This is a genomic window from Paenibacillus sp. J5 (assembly GCF_054955055.1).
In genome coordinates this window covers 237,317-253,517 of sequence record NZ_JBUEDD010000004.1, presented here as the reverse complement: position 1 = coordinate 253,517, position 16,201 = coordinate 237,317, and the positions used below count along the sequence as shown (strand labels likewise).

Genomic DNA, 16,201 nt, shown 5'->3' with positions numbered 1-16,201 from the left:
CTACCATTTCAAGCGCTCACGGCTTAGCCGTTCTTGAAGAGCCAAAGCCCGTGCCGTGAAACAACCGCAATCGGCTGTCGCCGTCCTTGGCGCCAAGGTTCGTGTCACGAAACAAGAAAAACCCTCCTTCGATTAGGATGGCTCGAAGGAGGGTTTCTCATGTATATTTATCGCTATTATGCATCACTTAGAAGCGTTCATTCCTATTCGGCAGCTCCTGCAGCGCCCAGCGCAGCTACCAATTCATCATGCACCAGCCCATTCGAGGCGGTGACATGACGAACACCCAGATGGTAAGGCGAGCCTGCGGTGTCGGTCACCTTGCCGCCAGACTCCTGGATGAGGAGCGCGCCAGCCGCCAGATCCCAGCTATTAAGTCCGATCTCCCAGAAGCCGCTAAGCCGACCTGCAGCTACATAAGCCATATGGAGCGCAGCCGACCCGGCAACTCTCAGGTTGCGCACCTGCGGAGCGATCGCCTGCACGCCCTTCATATTGACAGGCAGCGCATAGCGATGATCAGCCGGGAAGCCTGTCGCAATCAGCGATTCGCGCAGCGTCGCCTCCTTGCTTACTTGCATCCGCTTCCCATGAACGTAAGCTCCCTTGCCCTTCTCGGCCAAAAACAGCTCGTCCCGGCACGGATCATAGACGACGCCTACGATGACCTCCCCGCGATAGGCCAGTGCTATCGATACCGCAAAATAAGGGAAGCCATGCACAAAATTGGTTGTTCCGTCTATCGGGTCAACAATCCATAAATATTCCTCATCACGCAATTGTGCAATCGCTTGCGCCGAAGCCTCCGGCCCCGCCTCCACCCCTTCTTCCCCAAGAAAGGAATGGGATGGGAAGTGGGTTCGAATCAGACTGCGAATCATCTTCTCGGAGCCCTTGTCCACTTCAGTTACAAGATCATGGGATGAATATTTCAAATCCAGATTGGAGTAGGCTCCGAGCTTCGTTTTGATCCATTCTCCGGCTTTGGCCGCACAGTTGATCGCGACGGCAGTGAAGCTCTTGCTGCCCACTACCGATTCGTTCCGCTGCTCACTCACTGTACATCACTTCGCTTTCCAGTCAAGGCACATGGCGTTTGCAATAAGGCAACCCCGCGCAGCGAATACACTGCAGCCTTGTGCTGCTTGACGTAGTATCATTGTTCTATTATACGCAGAGGCTTGTCTGAAAGTTTCAACTAACAGACGCTTGTCCCTGCCCAAATTACGGCCTGGTTCAGCCTGATCCGGCCGTGGCTCACCGATCGTGGCACATGCCAAGCTAACACAGGTGCTATAGATCGTTAGAGTGTCCTCACACCTTGCAGGGGTGGGGATACGCCCAGGAGCCACAACCATCTTGGCTGCAGCCCATCTTAAAGCTTGCATGTACTGTTCTTAGCTATGACAGCTCGATGCTGGCTCCATCCACAATGCGGTAACCGCCAGCATGCTCGTGCTGTCGCAGCTCATCCATGAGCGCGAACAGCGCGGCATCCTTGTGCTTCGCCTCCAGCATCACATCCAGCCGCGGCGTCGAGCCTGCGACATCCCGCAGAAATTGCAGCAGCGGCCCTGGCTCCAGCAGATCCGCATGGCTGCGGACATCCTTGGTGCTGCGTGGACTGGAGGCGTGAATCTTGGGCGGCAGCCCATCGCCGTGCTGCGCCCAGGTGCGGACGATGCGCGGCCAGAGCGTGCTGGCCGCCTGCTCCATGCTGACTCCGCCATCATTGACTGCGTGATGGTGAATATCCAGCACCATTGGCACCCCGCTCTGCTCGGCGATGCGCAGCGTCTCCTCTGCAGTGAACGTCTTGTCGTCGTTCTCCAGCGTTATCCGCCGCTTATATCGATCGCTCAGCGGGGCGAACTGCTCCAGGAATCGCTCCCCTGCCCGCTCCTTGTCCCCGTAGGCGCCGCCGACATGAATATTGCATTTGGCCTGCTCGCCCAACCCCATTGCCTCCAGCATGCGAATATGATGCTCCAGATCGCGCACCGAGCTTTCCAGCACATCCGGGCGCGGCGTGTTGAGCACACAGAAATGGTCCGGGTGAAACGATACACGCATCTCCTGTCGGCGCGCATAATCTCCGACCGCAGCAAATGCCTCCTGCAACGCAGGGAACGGGTTCCAATCTGCCAGCTCGCCGTGTGTAGCGAGCGGAATGAGCTTGGAGGAAAAGCGATAGATTCGAATATCATGTGCGGCGCAATGCCGCAGAAGCCGCAGCGTATGCTGCAGATTCTCCTCCGCAATTCGCTCCAGCTTGCGCACGGCTGCTCCCCGATCAGCCAGCCTGGAGAAATTGCGGTAGGTCATCGTGCGCGAGACGGATGCATTGTCCAGCATCATGCTCATCGCCACGAAGCCGAAGCGGACAATCATTCGCGCTCGCCGAAGTACATCTCATGCGCCAGAGCCGTCTGAATACGCGACTCCTCCTCTGTCAGCTTGCGCACGAGTTCCATTTCAACCTGGGTAATTTCCTCTCCCTGGAAATTAATCTCTGCAATCGACACCAATATCTTCACGATGCCAATCGCCTTGTTGTCTGGCGTGTAAGCAATCACCTTCTGCCCTGTCGGGTAGATTCGAAAGCCGCTCTTCACCATCTTGCCCCGGCCATATTCGAGCAGCTCGTACAACTCCTGCTCAGATTTGAATTTGCATACTGAGTTATATTCTGCCTCAAAGCCCATGCATCGCACCCCACCATCAAATTTAATTGCTGTATTCCAGTTTCTGCTTGGCCTCATGACGATCCAGCGCCAGCGTGATCAACGTATCGAGCAGCTCACGATACGAGATGCCGCTCTCCTTCCACATGAGCGGGTACATACTGAACGGCGTGAAGCCCGGCATCGTGTTCACCTCGTTGATGAACAGCTTGCCATCCTCCTTGCGCATGAAGAAGTCCATGCGCGACAGGCCCGTGCCATCGATCGCCAGGTAAGCGCGCAGGGCCATGCTGCGTAACGCCTCAGCCGTCTCCTCCGGCAGCTCCGCCGGAATCTGCATAACCGACTTGCCGTCGACATACTTGGCCTGATAATCGTAGAATTCACCGGAGCTGATAATCTCGCCCACCACAGAGACACGCGGCTCCTCATTGCCCAGCACGCTCACTTCGATCTCGCGCGCATGGACAAACTCCTCGACGACGACCTTGCGGTCATAGCGCAGCGCATAAGCAACAGCCGCCTGCAGCTCATCGCGATTGCGAGCCTTGGAGATGCCGACGCTGGAACCGAGGTTCGCCGGCTTCACAAAGCATGGATAGCCGAGCGAAACCTCAATCTCCATAATGAAGAACGCCGGGTCCTTCTCCCATTGGGTACGGTTGAAGTAACGATAGACGCACTGGGGCAATCCCTCCTGCGCGAAGATTTTCTTCATCATAATCTTGTCCATGCCCACTGCAGACGTCATGACACCCGCACCGACATACGGCATGTTCGCCATCTCCAGCAAGCCCTGGATGGTTCCATCCTCCCCGAAGGTGCCATGCAGCAGTGGAAACACAACATCAAGCTTCCGTGACTGGCTATCGCTTCCCAATCCCTCGAACAGCGATGCAATCGCTGCTTGCGAGCCGGCTGTCCCCAAGTGGCTGAACTTCAATTCCTCCACCGACGCTGGCATCGATGACAGAAATCCGTCCGTCAGCCACTCCCCTTGCTTCGTTATATAAAAGGGCTGAATATCATAGCGATTGAAGTCGAATGCCTGCAGCACGGATAACGCCGTCTGCAGCGATACTTCATGCTCCCCCGATCTGCCCCCATAAATTAAGCCAACTCGCACTTTCTTCCCCATTGGTTTTCCTCCGCTACCCTATAATTTCCCTTGCTTGAAGCAAACCCATACCCGCAGAACGACAACTCCCACCTTCTGGCACATTTCCTGTGTTATCCTCGCGGGGAATGCTGAATCTGCGTCAGCAGGCCATGTGTCTCCAATTACAATTGATCAGCGATATGAAAAAAACGGTACTGTGTCTGCTCCGTCCACGCATAAGAGTCGCGATAGTCCCAATAACGATGGCGGCTGGCAACCGTATTCGCATTGACGAGCGGCATCCCGTCCACATCAAAAGCGGTTACAATCGTGCTATGCTGGAACCTGCCGTCACCATTCCAATCGTAGACAATCACATCCCCCAGGCGTAGCTGCTCTGGCGCGGCTACGGTCTCTGCCCGCAGGCCGCTTGCGCGCTTGCCTGACAAGAAGCTGTACAGCGCATTGGATACCGCCCAGCTATAGCTCCACCACTCCTTGCCGTTGTCGCGGCCCTTATACCACCAGCCCGTTTCCCTTCTACCAGTATAGTCCATCGGGGCGCGCCCTGCAAAGAGACACTGGGAAATGTAATTGGTACAATTGACTTCAAATTCCTCATATTCGGGATTCGCTTCCTTCCACCACTTGTCGGCGTAAGCTACGGCCATATCCCGGTGATAGATAGCTTGCTTGGGACGAGGAGTAAAATTCCGAAAAATGTCCACATTTAAATAAGGCACACCTGGCCCGCGCTCCTCAAGCGCCTGCTCATACAGCCTGTCATCTTGCAGCGGCGAGTGAAGGGTGCTGCCGTACTTGGGCCGCCGCTCAGCGATGACTGGCTCGATCCGAACGATCTGCCAGCGGCCACCCTGGTTCTGCACCCATACGCGCTCATAATCGCGGCGCTGCTCCACGTAGACGCTGCCCTGCTGATTCAGCGTCCGCTCATGCTCGCAGCACAGCAGAACTGCCGCCTCATTGCCCGCTTCGCTGGCGCGGAGCAGCCGCCCCTTCGTCTCATGCTTCACCGATGCTGCCAGCCGCTGCTTCTCTCGCTGCCCGGTGCGAACGAGCCTGCGGCAGGCTCGCTCCAGATGACCAGCATCTGTCAGCGCTTGTGCAAGTGGCGTGCCATCATGCTCAATTTCAGCCTGGTTCACCTGGCGGATGTACTCATCAATCACCGCCCTCCAGCCGCTCAAGCGCTGGGGAGCGCGCTTTGTTCCCTTGGATTGCGCCACCGCGATACCTCCTTGACATTGGCTTGACTGGAGAAACCCGATTCTCAATGTGAATTGGCATATACTGGTTCATTATATGAGATAAATGATGGTCTCATGATGAAAACCCTCTTTACGCAAGCCCCAAATTAACGATATACTATAGGTAGCATCAAACATGAAATCTTGTTTCACAGAATGAAACAGATGAACTGCGCTTAAGGAGGAACTCTACGATGTCGAAACAAAATCAGTACTCCGTCCGCACGACGCTTGATGTGGGCGGCAAATCGTATGCCTACTACCGGCTGGGCGGCTTGGAGGAGCAAGGTCTGGGCGATATTTCCAAGCTTCCTTTCTCCATCAAGGTATTGCTGGAAGCTGCTGTCCGCCAATTCGACGGACGGGCGATTACGGCTGAGCATGTCAAGCAACTGACCAATTGGGCGAACGGCCGTGAAGACAAGGAAATTCCTTTCATCCCGGCACGTATCGTGCTGCAGGACTTCACTGGCGTACCTGTCGTTGTCGATCTGGCTGCTATGCGCGATACCGTGAAGAAAGCTGGCGGAGATCCTAAACAGATCAACCCGCTCGTACCGGTTGACCTTGTTATTGACCACTCGGTAATGGTTGACGCGTTCGGCACGCCGGATGCGCTGGAGTTTAATGAAACGATCGAATTCAAACGCAATGAAGAGCGTTACCGCTTCCTGCGCTGGGCGCAAACAGCGTTCGATAATTTCCGTGCTGTACCTCCGGCAACGGGTATCGTTCACCAGGTCAACCTGGAGTATCTGGCGTCTGTAGCGGCTACCAAAACCGTGGACGGCGAGACGGTAGTCTACCCGGATTCCCTGGTTGGTACGGACTCGCATACGACGATGATCAATGGTCTGGGCGTTGTAGGCTGGGGTGTTGGCGGGATTGAGGCGGAAGCAGGCATGCTGGGGCAGCCGCTCTACTTCGTAACCCCTGAGGTTATTGGCTTCAAGCTGACCGGAAGCCTGGCAGAGGGCGCAACCGCAACAGACTTGGCGCTGACGGTTACACAGATTTTGCGTAAAAAAGGTGTCGTAGGCAAATTCGTGGAATTCTTCGGCCCTGGCCTGTCCAACATCAGCCTGGCTGACCGCGCAACCGTGGCGAACATGGCTCCGGAATACGGCGCTACTGTCGGTTTCTTCCCGGTCGACGGCGAGACACTGGACTTCCTGCGCAGCACTGGACGCGAGGAAGAGCAGATCGCGCTGGTGGAGGCGTATTACAAGGCGCAAGACATGTTCCGCACCGATGAGACGCCAGACCCTGTCTTCTCCGACGTGGTTGAGCTGGATCTGTCCACGATCGTTCCATCCCTGGCTGGTCCGAAGCGTCCACAAGACCGTGTCGAGCTGACCGCGATGAAGGATGCGTTCAACAGCATCCTGCGCACACCGATCGACAAAGGCGGCTACGGCTTGTCCGAAGAGAAAATCAGCGAAGTGGTGGAAGTGAATCACAAGGACGGCCAAGTGAGCAAGATGAGCACAGGCGCTGTCGTTATTGCAGCCATCACATCATGTACCAATACATCGAACCCGAGCGTTATGCTGGGCGCAGGTCTCGTGGCGAAGAAGGCGGTAGAGCGTGGTCTCGTGAAGCCTGCTTATGTGAAGAGCTCCCTGACTCCAGGCTCGCTGGTCGTTACCGAATACCTGAAGAAAGCCGGCTTGCTTGAGTCGCTCGAAGCGCTGGGCTTCCACGTTGCAGGCTATGGCTGCGCAACCTGTATCGGCAACTCCGGTCCGCTGCCGGATGAAGTAAGCGAAGCGATCGCTGACAACGATATGACGGTAGCTGCCGTACTGTCCGGCAACCGGAACTTCGAGGGCCGCGTTCATGCGCAAGTGAAAGCGAACTATCTGGCCTCGCCGCCGCTTGTTGTAGCTTATGCGCTGGCTGGCAATGTCAACATCGACCTGTCCAAGGACCCGATCGGCTACGGCAAGGACAATGAGCCTGTCTACCTGAAGGACATCTGGCCAACCTCCAAGGAAATTGCGGATGCGATCTCCGTAGCGATGAGCCCTGAGCTGTTCCGCGAGAAATACGCGAATGTATTTACGCAGAACGAGCGTTGGAACAACATTCCAGTACCGCAAGGCGAGCTGTATGAGTGGGATGAGAACTCGACCTACATCGCCAACCCGCCGTTCTTCACCGATCTGGGCGCAGAAGCGGGCGACATCAACAACATCGAGCGTGCGAGCGTACTGGCTCTGCTGGGCGATTCCGTAACGACCGACCATATCTCTCCTGCGGGCAACATCAAGGTAGACAGCCCAGCCGGACAATTCCTGATCTCGCATGGCGTAGCGCGTGAGGACTTCAACTCCTACGGCTCCCGCCGCGGTAACCATGATGTGATGATGCGCGGTACATTCGCGAACATCCGCATCCGCAACCAGGTAGCTCCTGGCACCGAGGGTGGCGTAACCACCTATCTGCCGACCGATGAAGTGATGTCCATCTATGATGCTTCCATGAAGTATCAGGCAGAGGATAAAAACCTCGTCGTTATCGCAGGTAAAGAGTACGGAACAGGCAGCTCCCGTGACTGGGCAGCGAAGGGCACCTTCCTGCTGGGCGTCAAGGCGGTCATCGCTGAGAGCTTCGAGCGGATTCACCGCTCCAACCTGGTTGGCATGGGCGTCCTGCCGCTCCAGTTCCAAGCGGGCCAAAGCTGGTCTTCGCTGGGCATCACTGGCCGCGAAACGTTCGACATCCAAGGTCTGTCCAATGATGTGCAGCCAGGCCAGGAAGTGACCGTAACGGCAACCCGCGAGGACGGCTCGACCTTCGACTTCAAAGTCATTGCTCGTCTGGACTCGATGGTTGACGTCGATTACTACCGCAATGGCGGCATTCTGCAAACTGTGCTGCGCCAGATGATCGCAGCTATGTAATTCAAACCCCGGATTCGGCCTGCACGCCGAGTCCGGTTTTTTTACATTTGTCTATGCAGCCAATTGAGGCCGTGAGCGCAGAGGGAGCCGCCATTCTTATTTATCATCTCGATAATGAGAATCATTTTCAGATATAGAATACACTATCTTGCCTCGCATTACAAGTGCCTTCCTTGCATCCAGGCCAGATGCTCCTTAGCAGCTAGCCGATTCTAGGAGAGATTCAACCGACCGCTCACATGCAGCGAAGCACCGCATCTTAATAACGCTTCTTAATCATGAATAAATAGACAGTACCTACCACGACACTCAAAGCGAACATCGTCATCACAAGCCTCTGATACTCCATGCCGCTCAATTGCCTGCCCCATCCCGCTCCGCCTGCTAATAGAATCTGAGCCGCCAATGCATAGAACATGCAACTGCTCACACGGTATGAGATCACATAAGCCCGTTCATCCTTGTCCATAGGCCGCGTCACCAGGATCATGACGAGCAGACAAATCAGCACTGCAAAAATACCAAGTGCATTGCTATAGAACAGTAGCTGCTCAACATCTATATCCACCCTTGATTTCACCACCTATATTTGTTAATTTAAGTAAAATTGTATTATATCCCTCCTGATGTGTAAAGTGAATTATACACGGCGGCACCACCATTGGATGCGCCGCCGCAAGCCTCCCGCAAGCTAGTAATTATCTACACCGGCTGCACTCTCTGACGCTCGTCAAGCTGCTGTCTCAATCTGTCCCCGTACTCGCCGTGTGAATGAAGCAGCAGGGTCTCTGTCTGGATTGTGCTATGGGCGATGCCGTATGCTTCCTTCAGCAGCTCATTGATTGCCAGCACCGCGCAGTAGGGCTGAATATCCTCGCGCACCAGAACATGCGCCGTCAGCGAGTAATGTCCCGTGGCGATCGTCCACAGATGCAGCTCATGCACATCCTCGACCCCCTCTACGCCGCGAATCGCTTGGCGCAGCTCGTCGAGATTGAACTGCTCCGGCACCGACTCCATAATAATCAGATACGATTCCCGAATGATTCTGGCCCCGCCTGCAAAGATAATGAAGCCAATCACGATGCTAATGAGCGGATCAAGCACGGTGAAGCCGGTGAAATAGATCAGCACTGCCGATACGATCACACCAATGGAACTGAGCAGATCACCGATAAAGTGCCAGAGCGCGCTGCGTACATTCAGATTATCCTCTTCCTTCATACTGCGGCTCAGCACGATCGTCAGGGTCACATTGACCAGCAGGCCAATAATTGCGATGACGAGCATGAAGCCTAGCTCCACCTCCTGCGGATTGAACATCCGCCGGATGCCCTCATAGAATATGCCGAGCGCGATCACCGCCAGCGCCAGACCATTCAGCAGAGAGGCGATCACTTCAAAACGCAGAAAGCCAAATGTAAACCTGCGGTTGGGCTGTCGGGATGCCAGGTAGATCGCGGTCATGCTTAATCCCAGCGCCACAACATCGGAGAACATATGCATCGAGTCCGACAACAGCGCCAGCGAACGGGATAGAAGACCGCCCACCACCTCCACAATTGCGAAGAACAAGGTCAGCAACAGCGTAATCCATAGCGTTTTTTTCGAGGCGGTCTGTTCCTTCACATGCTCCAAATGGTGAAAATCATAAGGCACCGTGTGCATCTTCTTCATTGTCCATTCCTCCCTGCTCTAGGTTGAGAATCGAAATCATCCCCCATATAGCACGAAAGCTGCCAGCAAAGTGGCAGCTCTCTTCTACGTTGAAATTGATTCTCAAGATAGAAATAATTATTTATTTAAAATAATTATAATATTGTAAACAGAGCAAAGTCAATGACATTTGTTACAGGCGAGTCAGAAATTCGCTGCACGCTGCTGCCTGAGTCGAGCAAGATGCCAATCTAGCTAATGTCCAAGCCTCAGCACTGTATGCAAGCCGGGGTGTTCCATGTCTGTTGCTATGACGAACAGGGGCGCCTCAGCTTGAGCCAAGGCACCCCTGTAGGTTAACTATTACATATCTAGGATAACCATGTCATCCAGCTTGCTCTCTGCGAGGTCATAGGCAGATATTACTGTGCTGGCAGCCAGGCGTTTACTTTATCCGCGTTCGCTTCCACCCAAGCCTTGGCGGCCTCCTCAGGCGACTTGCCCTCGATGACCTCGACCATTACAGCCGCCATATCATCCGGTGTCCAGTTGAACGCATCCAGCAGCGCGTAAGCATCCGCTTTGTCCGCATCCAGCCCCTTACGAACGAGCGTATGAATCTGCTCATCGCCGCCGTAGACATTTTTCGGATCTTCCAGGTACTTCAGCTCCATCTTGGCGAACATCCAGTGTGGCGTCCAGCCTGTAACAACAATCGGCTGCTGGTTTTTATACGCCTTGTCAAGCTCCTGCGCCATCGCTGCCGAAGAGCTCTCCACAAGCGTCCATTGGTCGCGCAGGCTGTACTCATCCAGCGCCTTCTCTGTCGCCATCATCAGGCCGGCTCCCGGCTCGATGCCGATCAGCTTATAATCGAGCGCTGCACCTGTCTCCGCGTTCGTCAAATCTTCAATGCTGTTGATATCCATATAAGTCGGCACGACCAGACCAATCTTGGTGCCATCCAGGTTCGGTCCCAGATCCACCAGCTTGTCGCCATACTTCTCGATATAGGATTGATGCGTCGAAGGCAGCCAGCCAGCTACCATCGCATCCGCGCTGCCATCGGCAATACCCGCAAACATCGGGCCTGCGTCCACCTGCAGCATCTCTACCTTATAGCCAAGCTTCGTCTCCAGCACTTCCTTGACGACATAGGTGCTGGCAATCTCCGAATCCCATGCCACGTAAGCCAGCTTGATCTCTTTTTTACTATCTCCCTTTGTCGTCTCTCCTGAGGATGAACACCCTGCCAATACCGAGACGAGCATCACGGCCGCCAACAGCAAACTGAATTTTTTCAATGTATTTCCCCCTTGTTTGGTTTCAGGATTTTTTGCGTTTCACTATATTTTGCGAGATGCGGTCAAGCAAGATGGCAATAATGACGATCGCCAGACCCGCCTCAAAGCCAATGCCTGTCTTCGTCTGCTGCACAGCTCGCAGCACATCTGCGCCCACGCCCTGCGCTCCGATCATCGAGGCGATCACCACCATAGAGAGCGACAGCATAATGGTCTGGTTCACGCCCGCCATAATGGTCGGCATCGCAATCGGCAGTTGCAGCTTGAACAGCTTCTGCATCGGTGTCGAGCCGAAGGCATCCGCTGCCTCCACCAGCTCGGCTGGAACCTGTCGAATGCCCAGATTGGTCAGCCGGATCGTCGGCGGTATCGCGAAGATGATCGAGGCGATGACGCCTGGCGCTGTCCCGAGCGAGAAGAACGTAATGGCCGGCAGCAGGTAGACGAAGGCCGGCATCGTCTGCATGAAGTCGAGGATCGGTGTCACGATATTTTGCACCGCTCTCTTGCGGGCACACAGGATGCCGAGCGGAACGCCCAGCACCACGGAGATCAGCGCCGAGGTCAGTACGAGCGCAAGTGTCTGCATCGTATGATCCCAATAGCCCAGATTGTCGATGAGCAGCAGCCCAACGAGGGCGAATAGTCCCATCCTCCAGCGTGCCATATACCAGGTCAGAGCCGCCAGGAGGAGGATCAGCACCAGAGATGGCGTGCCCCGCAGCACGAACTCCAGCGCGCCTACGATTTCGTTGATGACATATTTGATTGAACCGAATACAGGGTTCAGATTGGCTCCAAGCCAGTCCTCGGCGGCTTCAATCCAGCTACCGAGCGGAATTTTGGGCAGATTCATGCGCCTTCACCTGCCCCCAGATCAGCATTGCCTGCGAGTGCAGCCAATACCGCCCCTTTAATTACAATCCCCTTCAATCTGCCCGCGCTGTCCACGACAGCAACCGGCAGCCTGATGCCCCCCATGAGCTCAAACAGATCGTTAAGCAATGTATCGGGAGCCACGGAGGGCAGCTCGCGCTGAATGATGCTCTCAAGCTGAAGTCCTTCCTTAATCGCACCGGATGCGTCCTCCGCTGTAATGACGCCGATCAGCTTCATGCCTTTATCGACAACATACAGACTGGATACGCCTCGCTCGCGCATCAGCTGTAGAGCAACCCTCGGCCCTCTCTCTGCCGTGATTGTCTCCGGTTTGCGCATCACATGGGATGCAGTCAATACCTTGGACAGATCGACATCCTCCACAAAACGTTCCACATACTTATTGGCCGGCTGCATCAGTATCTCCTCCGGCGTACCGATCTGGACGATGCTGCCGTCCTTCATCAAGGCGATCTGATCTCCGATACGCAACGCCTCATCCAGGTCATGCGTGATGAAGACGATCGTCTTCTTCATCTTGGATTGCAGCTCCAGCAGCTCATCTTGCATATCCTTGCGAATGAGCGGATCCAGGGCGCTGAATGCCTCATCCATAAGCAGTACATCCGGGTCATTAGCCAGTCCTCTGGCCAAGCCAACCCGTTGCTGCATACCGCCGCTTAATTGATCCGGGTAGCTGTTCTCCCAGCCCTTCAGACCGACAAGCTCCAGTGACTGCATCGCCATATCCCGTCGTTTGGATTTCTCTACACCCTGTACCTCCAGCCCGTATTCTGCATTTTGCAGAACCGTCCGATGTGGGAACAGGGCGAACTTCTGGAATACCATGCCCATGTTTTTGCGTCTGAACTGTCGCAACTGCTCTGAATTCATCTTGAGTACATCCGTGCCGTTGAAGAGCACCTCGCCGCCTGTCGGCTCGATCAGCCGATTCAGCAGACGGACCAGCGTCGATTTGCCGCTTCCCGACAAGCCCATAATGACAAAGATCTGCCCGGCCTCGATGCTGAAGCTGGCGCGGTTCACCCCGACAGTCAGCTTCGTTTCTTTATGAATCTTCTCCTTGCTCCACCCTTCCTTCAGCAACGGAAGCGCACGCTTCGGATCATTTCCAAAAATTTTCGTCAGTTGCTTAACTTCGATGATTGGCATGTTATCCCCCCTTTAACAAATGTGTTTGTCTACTGTTGCCCGACTGGTAACAGTTTAGTGGGAAATGGCTAATTTCGTCAAAAGGCAAATACCTTCATATACTTTGTACAGTTTTAACTTTATAAACTTATCGTACTGTATACTCTGCATTTCTCCCATTTCCGATAGCAAGACCTTCTTTACATTTCATACCCGCTATGCTTCAATACATGTTATACACCGCAATAGGCGGCCTGAAACAGACGATCCGATGAATGAAACCGTAAAAGCTGCTGCATGATGGAGCCAATGAGAACATGCGCTTTTTAAGTGGAATGATAGTGAAGCCCTGTGGAAGGAAAGGAATGAATATTGTACTCTGGAGGGTACCATGAAATACATGGAAGCATTGACAGACGAGCAACAACGCAGAATAGGAACAGCCCGCCAACGGGTCATCGAATCCATCGGGAAGAACATGGACTTATACGGAATCACCTTATCGATTGGGCATCTGTATGGCAATATGTATTTTAACGGTGCGCCTGTGACGCTGGATGAGATGAGCGAGACGATGGGCATGAGCAAGACATCCATGAGCACCGGTATGCGGACGCTGCTGGATCTGAAGATGATTAACAAGGTCTGGGGAAAGGGCAGTCGCAAGGATCTGTACGAGGTTGTGCCGGATTGGCACCAGAACTTCACCGATTACTTCTCCATCCGTTGGCGCAAGGCTGTGGAGGCCAACTCGAATGCTCTGCGCAAGTCGTTGAAGGAAATTCACGACATGCGTGCGGACTACGCCGAAGACGAGCAGCTTCTGGCCGTGCTGGAGCAGGATGAGAGCAAGATTCATGATGCACTGAGCTATTACAAATGGCTGCTGAGATTCATCGACTCCCTGGAATCAGGTAAAATTTATGACCTCGTTCCGCTAGAGGATAGCGACTCACAGCGTTAGCCTAAGCGCAGCACAGGCAGCCTGACGCCTCAGGCATCTCACTGCCCTGTTGTCAGGCTGCCTTGCCCCTCGATCGATGTCAAAAAGACCTTCATCCCCGCTTCACTCGCGAAAAGACCCCTTCGTTACCCAGTTATCTGTAACTGTCGGCAACGAAGGGGTCTTGCACAATCGGGATGAACCTTATTCTTAAGGACTTATTTGACCATCGTCCCCATCAGCCGCGCTGAATTCATCATGACGGGGATATATTCGCTCATCTTCTCCAGCGTCAGACGCGACGCGGGGCCCGACACAGACAGCGCTGCAGCAAGCCGCCCGGAGCGATGGAAGATCGGCGCGGCGACTGCGGCCGCTCCACTCTCCCGCTCCTCCACACTCGTAGCATAGCCGAGACGACGAATTTCCTCTAATTGCTCCATGAATTGCTTGCGGCTCACCGAAGCCGGCCACGACTTGGCTGCCATGACCGCCTCCCTCTCTGCCTCAGCCGCAAAGGCGAGCAGCACCTTGCTGGATGCGCCGACATATAGCGGCATTCGCGCGCCTACAGGTGCAACCCGGCGGATCGCCTGACCGCTCTGCACCGCCTGAATGCGCAGCCGATCCTCGCCATCCCGCACATACAGGCTGACCGTCTCATCCAACTGATCACGCAGCCGCTCCATCTCTGGCAGCAGCAGAATCGCCGGATCATCATAGTTCGACAGATGCGTGGACAGCTCCCATATGCGCATCCCGAGTCGATAACGATCCGAAGCGCTGTCCCGTGCGATGAACCCCTTCTCCTCAAGCGTAGCCAGCATCCGGTGCACGGTGCTCTTATGCAGGCCGACTCGCTCAGCAATCTCGCTCATGGCCAGATCCGTCCCCGCAGTGAAGCATAGCAATATATCAAGCGCCCGCTCTACGGAGCGCACGGTAGTCTTGTGCTCTTCCATAATTAAGAGCCTCCCCTGTTTCACACAATGAAACTTAATTACACCTAGTATAACATAACGGGTAGGTCAGGGGTAGTCATCCCGCGAAAGGTTTTTCCGTGAAATCAGCCGCAGCGCTGATTGATCACGGGAGAAGGTTGCCTCTCTTGCCCTCTTGTGAACTCCCTCTAGTACACTACACCTGAGAGGGTTTGAAGTGATTTTATGTGGGTAATGTGTGGGTAATCCACTATCAAGGTATTCATTCCCTTTTGGGGGACTGATAGCTCGACGTTATGATTGGCGCAGCTCTACAATCCGACTAGCAATATACTCGATCATGGCAGCCTGGTTGTGATCCAACAGCTCATACCGGGTCTCAACTGCAGCCTGTAACAGCGCAAGGCCGAGCTCGCGATCACCCCCCAGATCGGCGAGCACCCCGCGGCTCAATGCAAGAAAGGATTCCCCATAATATGGCGTAACACTAAGCATCAGTTGCCTGTCACTCTCACTTAGCTTTCCATAGCAAGCATAAGTCAGCAAGCCTCTATAGATATGGAGCACCGTTGCAGCGATCTGCTGCTGCTCCCCGCTGCCTAGCGCATCAGCGCTGACTTGAAGCGAATGAATAGCCTGCCCATCCTGCTTGTTGCGACAATAATAGGCAGCCTCCAATAACCCAACATAATAGATGCTATCAGCAGACTTCAACGTGTAAGCCTGTTGCTTCCATTCCGCAAGCTTCGATTCATCAGCGGCTGCTGCGCCATGATAATACAGGTTGCGTATGCGAAATAAGAGCAAGGTCTCTGCATCCATCTTATACAGCTTCAGACATTGCCAAGCATCTGTAGATTGAATGAACGGAAGTCCCGTTGCCACCACAAGGATCGTGTTGAATATGACCATATAACTCAGCCAATCACTGCTGCTCCCTACCCCGTATTTCAACACCGCACAGAGCAGAGCCGCCGCTGCATTCGCGATGATGCCACCTAACAGATAGGGAATCAATCGATTTCGCAATGTTGTATCTGTATCCCGGGAATCATCCATATACATGCTCGTCAGACCGAAGGAAAGCGACCATGCTTGATTCACTCGAAGCCGAAGCGTATTCGTCTGATCGGATAGCGGGGTCAACAAGAGAAAGCCAGCCGACATAAAGTGCAGCTTCATGCCCATGAAGCGGCCGGCTATAACATGCCCCAGCTCATGGATCGTTACGGTGGCCAGCGCCACCCAGATACAGATCTGAATGACAATAAAAATGGTATCGTTCACTATCCAATACAGGAGCAATAAAGACAATTGAACGAGGAGAATCAGCGGCAGAGGCTGACTAAGCCAGGCTTTCATTTGGCTT

At 54.3% G+C, this 16,201-nt stretch carries 14 protein-coding genes; 2 read left to right on the top strand and 12 right to left on the bottom strand.

All coding sequences use genetic code 11. The features are described from left to right. Nucleotides 1–203 precede the first annotated feature (203 nt). From ACY1JZ_RS08575 to ACY1JZ_RS08555, 5 genes are all read right to left on the bottom strand, one after another. The gene (locus ACY1JZ_RS08575) at nt 204–1,058 is read right to left on the bottom strand and encodes an inositol monophosphatase family protein (protein ID WP_462628858.1); all 855 of its coding nucleotides are present in this window, start codon (nt 1,056–1,058) and stop codon (nt 204–206) included. Between the two features lie 343 nt (nt 1,059–1,401). Next, nucleotides 1,402–2,391: a UV DNA damage repair endonuclease UvsE gene (gene uvsE / locus ACY1JZ_RS08570; protein WP_462628857.1), complete on the bottom strand. Its 990-nt coding sequence runs from the start codon at nt 2,389–2,391 to the stop codon at nt 1,402–1,404. Continuing rightward, nucleotides 2,388–2,705, bottom strand: coding sequence for a hypothetical protein (locus tag ACY1JZ_RS08565; protein ID WP_270165288.1), 318 nt, complete (start codon nt 2,703–2,705; stop codon nt 2,388–2,390). The genes uvsE and ACY1JZ_RS08565 overlap by 4 nt, the downstream gene beginning before the upstream one ends. 22 nt (nt 2,706–2,727) lie before the next feature. Then, nucleotides 2,728–3,822 carry a D-alanine--D-alanine ligase gene (locus tag ACY1JZ_RS08560; RefSeq protein ID WP_462628856.1) on the bottom strand — a complete coding sequence of 365 codons (1,095 nt, stop codon included), beginning with the start codon at nt 3,820–3,822 and terminating at the stop codon, nt 2,728–2,730. Between the two features lie 143 nt (nt 3,823–3,965). After that, entirely contained in the window at nt 3,966–5,030 is a 1,065-nt protein-coding gene (locus tag ACY1JZ_RS08555; RefSeq protein ID WP_462628855.1) for an amidase domain-containing protein, read from the bottom strand. A 215-nt stretch (nt 5,031–5,245) separates the two neighbouring features. On the opposite strand from ACY1JZ_RS08555, the gene acnA reads away from it, so the two are divergent. Further along, nucleotides 5,246–7,957 carry an aconitate hydratase AcnA gene (gene acnA / locus ACY1JZ_RS08550; protein ID WP_462628854.1) on the top strand — a complete coding sequence of 904 codons (2,712 nt, stop codon included), beginning with the start codon at nt 5,246–5,248 and terminating at the stop codon, nt 7,955–7,957. A gap of 259 nt (nt 7,958–8,216) precedes the next feature. On the opposite strand, the gene ACY1JZ_RS08545 is transcribed toward acnA, so the two are convergent. The 5 genes from ACY1JZ_RS08545 to ACY1JZ_RS08525 all read right to left on the bottom strand — a co-directional run bounded on the left by ACY1JZ_RS08545 (nt 8,217) and on the right by ACY1JZ_RS08525 (nt 12,969). Continuing rightward, nucleotides 8,217–8,525: a hypothetical protein gene (locus ACY1JZ_RS08545; protein WP_270165296.1), complete on the bottom strand. Its 309-nt coding sequence runs from the start codon at nt 8,523–8,525 to the stop codon at nt 8,217–8,219. Nucleotides 8,526–8,659: 134 nt separating this feature from the next. After that, complete coding sequence (locus ACY1JZ_RS08540) at nt 8,660–9,625, bottom strand: cation diffusion facilitator family transporter (protein WP_462629060.1); 966 nt, start codon at nt 9,623–9,625, stop codon at nt 8,660–8,662. 410 nt (nt 9,626–10,035) lie between these two features. Further along, nucleotides 10,036–10,917 (bottom strand): glycine betaine ABC transporter substrate-binding protein, encoded by an 882-nt coding sequence (locus tag ACY1JZ_RS08535; RefSeq protein WP_270165300.1) that lies wholly within the window; start codon nt 10,915–10,917, stop codon nt 10,036–10,038. 22 nt (nt 10,918–10,939) lie between these two features. Continuing rightward, nucleotides 10,940–11,773: an ABC transporter permease gene (locus tag ACY1JZ_RS08530; protein ID WP_270165301.1), complete on the bottom strand. Its 834-nt coding sequence runs from the start codon at nt 11,771–11,773 to the stop codon at nt 10,940–10,942. Next, entirely contained in the window at nt 11,770–12,969 is a 1,200-nt protein-coding gene (locus ACY1JZ_RS08525; protein WP_462628853.1) for a quaternary amine ABC transporter ATP-binding protein, read from the bottom strand. Before ACY1JZ_RS08525 ends, ACY1JZ_RS08530 begins: the two co-directional genes overlap by 4 nt. A 370-nt stretch (nt 12,970–13,339) precedes the next feature. Here ACY1JZ_RS08525 and ACY1JZ_RS08520 point away from each other — a divergent pair, with 370 nt between their 5' ends. Beyond that, nucleotides 13,340–13,912 (top strand): GbsR/MarR family transcriptional regulator, encoded by a 573-nt coding sequence (locus tag ACY1JZ_RS08520; protein WP_270165303.1) that lies wholly within the window; start codon nt 13,340–13,342, stop codon nt 13,910–13,912. Between the two features lie 197 nt (nt 13,913–14,109). On the opposite strand, the gene ACY1JZ_RS08515 is transcribed toward ACY1JZ_RS08520, so the two are convergent. Together ACY1JZ_RS08515 and ACY1JZ_RS08510 are read right to left on the bottom strand one after the other, a co-directional pair. Continuing rightward, nucleotides 14,110–14,853, bottom strand: coding sequence for an IclR family transcriptional regulator (locus ACY1JZ_RS08515; protein ID WP_462628852.1), 744 nt, complete (start codon nt 14,851–14,853; stop codon nt 14,110–14,112). 273 nt (nt 14,854–15,126) lie between these two features. Beyond that, nucleotides 15,127–16,194 carry a site-2 protease family protein gene (locus ACY1JZ_RS08510; protein ID WP_462628851.1) on the bottom strand — a complete coding sequence of 356 codons (1,068 nt, stop codon included), beginning with the start codon at nt 16,192–16,194 and terminating at the stop codon, nt 15,127–15,129. Nucleotides 16,195–16,201: the final 7 nt, after the last annotated feature.

Bases quoted from the DNA above. Each gene is read 5' to 3' on its own strand.
- uvsE (WP_462628857.1), bottom strand. From the start codon at position 2,391: ATGATTGTCCGCTTCGGCTTCGTGGCGATGAGCATGATGCTGGACAAT.
- ACY1JZ_RS08565 (WP_270165288.1), bottom strand. From the start codon at position 2,705: ATGGGCTTTGAGGCAGAATATAACTCAGTATGCAAATTCAAATCTGAG.
- ACY1JZ_RS08560 (WP_462628856.1), bottom strand. From the start codon at position 3,822: ATGGGGAAGAAAGTGCGAGTTGGCTTAATTTATGGGGGCAGATCGGGG.
- acnA (WP_462628854.1), top strand. From the start codon at position 5,246: ATGTCGAAACAAAATCAGTACTCCGTCCGCACGACGCTTGATGTGGGC.
- ACY1JZ_RS08540 (WP_462629060.1), bottom strand. From the start codon at position 9,625: ATGCACACGGTGCCTTATGATTTTCACCATTTGGAGCATGTGAAGGAA.
- ACY1JZ_RS08530 (WP_270165301.1), bottom strand. From the start codon at position 11,773: ATGAATCTGCCCAAAATTCCGCTCGGTAGCTGGATTGAAGCCGCCGAG.
- ACY1JZ_RS08525 (WP_462628853.1), bottom strand. From the start codon at position 12,969: ATGCCAATCATCGAAGTTAAGCAACTGACGAAAATTTTTGGAAATGAT.
- ACY1JZ_RS08520 (WP_270165303.1), top strand. From the start codon at position 13,340: ATGAAATACATGGAAGCATTGACAGACGAGCAACAACGCAGAATAGGA.
- ACY1JZ_RS08515 (WP_462628852.1), bottom strand. From the start codon at position 14,853: ATGGAAGAGCACAAGACTACCGTGCGCTCCGTAGAGCGGGCGCTTGAT.
- ACY1JZ_RS08510 (WP_462628851.1), bottom strand. From the start codon at position 16,194: ATGAAAGCCTGGCTTAGTCAGCCTCTGCCGCTGATTCTCCTCGTTCAA.